We start from the raw sequence: 2,993 nt of genomic DNA, 5'->3' as shown, positions 1-2,993 counted from the left end.
GCACGGTGCGCGGCGGCGGCAGGGGCCACGGTGTCGTGCCGGCCGGCGCGCAGGGCGGGGAGGGCGGTCGCCATGCTGTCGAGCAGTTCCCGGGCCGGTGCGGACAGGGTGGCGCCAGGGCCGATTTCCAGGCAGGCGGTGACTTCTTGGCCTGCCAGGGTGGTGACGGCGTCGGCGAAGCGGACGGGTTCGCGGATCTGCCGCAGCCAGTACGACGGATCGGCCAGCTCGTCATCCGCAACCGGAAGGCCGGTCAGGGTGGAAACGAACGGCAGCGTCGGCGGGGTGAACACCACACCCGACAACTCCTCCTCGAACGCGGCGAGCATCGGCCCCATCAGCGGCGAGTGGAACGCGTGTGACACCGCCAGCCGCTTCGTCCTCAGCCCGGCCGTCACCTCCACGACCGCCGCCTCTTCCCCGGAGACCACCACCGAGGCGGGGCCGTTGACCGCCGCGATCCCCACCCGATCCTCAAAACCGGCCAGGCGGGACAGCACTTCCTCTTCCGGGAGCCGGACGGCGACCATCACACCGCCCGCAGGCAGACCGCCCATCAACCGGCCACGAGCCACCACCAAACGGGCCGCATCCTCCAACGACAGCACCCCGGCCACGTGCGCGGCGGCGAACTCCCCCACCGAGTGTCCCGCCACCACATCCGGCCGCACACCCCAGGACTCAAGAAGCCGGAACAACGCCACCTCAACCGCGAACAACCCAGGCTGCGCCACAGCGGTCTCGTTCACCGCCTCCGACGCCAGCAAGTCCCGCAAGGGGCGCGCCAGGTGGGCGTCCACGTGCGCGCACACCTCGTCGAAGGCATCCGCGAAGGCAGGGAACGTCTCGTACAACTCCCGGCCCATACCCAACCGCTGACTCCCCTGCCCCGAGAACAGGAACGCGGTGCGTCCGCCGGGGACGGCGGTGCCGCGCGCCACGGTGGGTGCGGTGTCGCCCTGGGCGAGGGCCTGGAGTGCGCCGGTCAGCTCGGCGCGGTCGGTGCCGGTGAGGGCCGCGCGGGTCTCCAGGGCGGCGCGGGTCGTGGCCAGCGACAGGCCGATGTCGGCGGGTTGGGCGTCGGGGTGCTGATCGAGGTGGGTGAGGAGTCGTTGTGCCTGGTCGCGCAACGCGGTGGCGGCCTTGGCGGAGAGTGTCCAGACCACCGGCAGCGGCGGGGCCGCCGGGCTGTCGTCGGGTGTCCGGGCGGTGTCGTCCGGTGCTTGTTCGATGATGACGTGGGCGTTGGTACCGCTGACGCCGAAGGAGGACACACCCGCGCGGCGTGGGTGGCCGTTCTCCGTCCAGGGGGCGGGCTCGGTCAGCAGACGCACCGCACCTGCCGACCAGTCGATGCGGGGTGAGGGTTCGTCCACGTGGAGTGTGCGCGGCAACAGCCCGTGCCGCATGGCCAGCACCATTTTGATGACGCCACCGACTCCGGCGGCGGCCTGGGTGTGTCCGATGTTCGACTTCAACGACCCGAGCCACAACGGCCGTTCGGCCGCCCGGTCGCGCCCGTAGGTGGCGAGCAGGGCATCGGCTTCGATCGGGTCGCCCAGCGAGGTGCCCGTGCCGTGGGCCTCGACGGCGTAGACATCGGCCGCTGACAGACCGGCACTTGCCAGGGCCTGGCGGATGACGCGTTGCTGCGACGGGCCGTTGGGAGCCGTCAGACCGTTCGACGCGCCGTCCTGGTTGACCGCCGAGCCCCGCACCACCGCCAGCACGGGGTGGCCGTTCCGGTGGGCGTCGGAGAGGCGTTCGAGCATCAGGAGGCCGACGCCCTCGCCCCAGCCGGTGCCGTCGGCCGCCGCCGCGAACGCCTTGCAGCGGCCGTCCGGTGCCAGGCCGCGCTGGCGGCTGAATCCGAGGAAGGCGCGCGGGGTGGACATGACGGTGACGCCGCCGGTGAGGGCGAGTTCGCACTCGCCGTGCCGCAGGGCCTGGGCCGCGAGGTGGAGGGCGACGAGCGAGGAGGAGCAGGCGGTGTCGACGGTGACGGCCGGGCCTTCGAGTCCGAAGGTGTAGGAGATGCGGCCGGACGCGACGCTGGCGGCGCGGCCGGTGAGGAGGTAGCCCTCGACGGCGTCGGGCATCTGGTGGAGCAGCCCGGACGCGTAATCGTCGGCGTAGTCCTGGCCGTTGGAGCCGATGAAGACGCCGGTGCGGCTGCCGCGCAGTGTGGTCGGGTCGATGCCGGTCCGTTCGAACAGCTCCCATGAGGTTTCGAGGAGGAGCCGCTGTTGGGGGTCCATGGCGAGGGCTTCGCGCGGGGAGATCTCGAAGAACGCGGCGTCGAACTCGCCCGCGTCGGGCAGGAAGCATCCCTGGCGGACGTAACTGGTGCCGGGGTGTTCGGGGTCGGGGTCGTACAGGGCGTCCAGGTCCCAGCCGCGTCCGGCGGGGAAGGTGCCGAGGGCTTCGCGGCCGTCGGCGAGGAGCCGCCACAGGTCTTCGGGCGAGCGGACGTCGCCGGGGAATCGGCAGCTCATGCCGACGATGGCGATGGGTTCGTCCGCGTGCGGCCGTGGGGTGGCGGTGGTCGGCGCGGCCGGCTGTTCCCGGCCCGCGAGGCGGGCGTTGAGGTAGGTGGCGAGGTCGGCCGGGGTGGGGTGGTCGAAGACGACGGTCGTGGGGAGACGGGTTCCGGTGGTGGTGGAGAGGCGGTTGCGGAGTTCGACGGCGGTGAGGGAGTCGAATCCGGCTTCGCGGAACGCTTTTCCGGGCTGGACGGCTTCCGGTCCGGCGTGGCCGAGGACGGTGGCGGCCTCGGCGCGGACGAGGTCCAGGACGGCGCGGGCGCGTTCGGCGGCGGGCAGCGCGGTCAGTCGGTGGGTGAACGGCGCGGTGGTGTCCGGGTGGTTGGTGCCGGTGGTGTTCTGGCCTTCGGCGGTCTCTTATTCACATCTGACGCTGCGGACCTTTCGGCTCCTATGGGTGTCGTGAGGTCGGGCAGGGCAGAAGCAAGACGTTACACGCAGCAGACGCAG

Annotated in this window: 1 pseudogene; it reads right to left on the bottom strand. The window is 71.9% G+C overall.

Annotated elements, in window-relative coordinates:
* Nucleotides 1-2,852: pseudogene (locus BN2279_RS07785) on the bottom strand (type I polyketide synthase); the annotation flags it as partial.
* Nucleotides 2,853-2,993 lie beyond the last annotated feature (141 nt).

Origin of the sequence: Streptomyces specialis, from assembly GCF_001493375.1 — a bacterium.
GTDB lineage: Bacteria > Actinomycetota > Actinomycetes > Streptomycetales > Streptomycetaceae > Streptomyces > Streptomyces specialis.
This window is presented reverse-complemented; position numbering and strand designations above follow the sequence as displayed.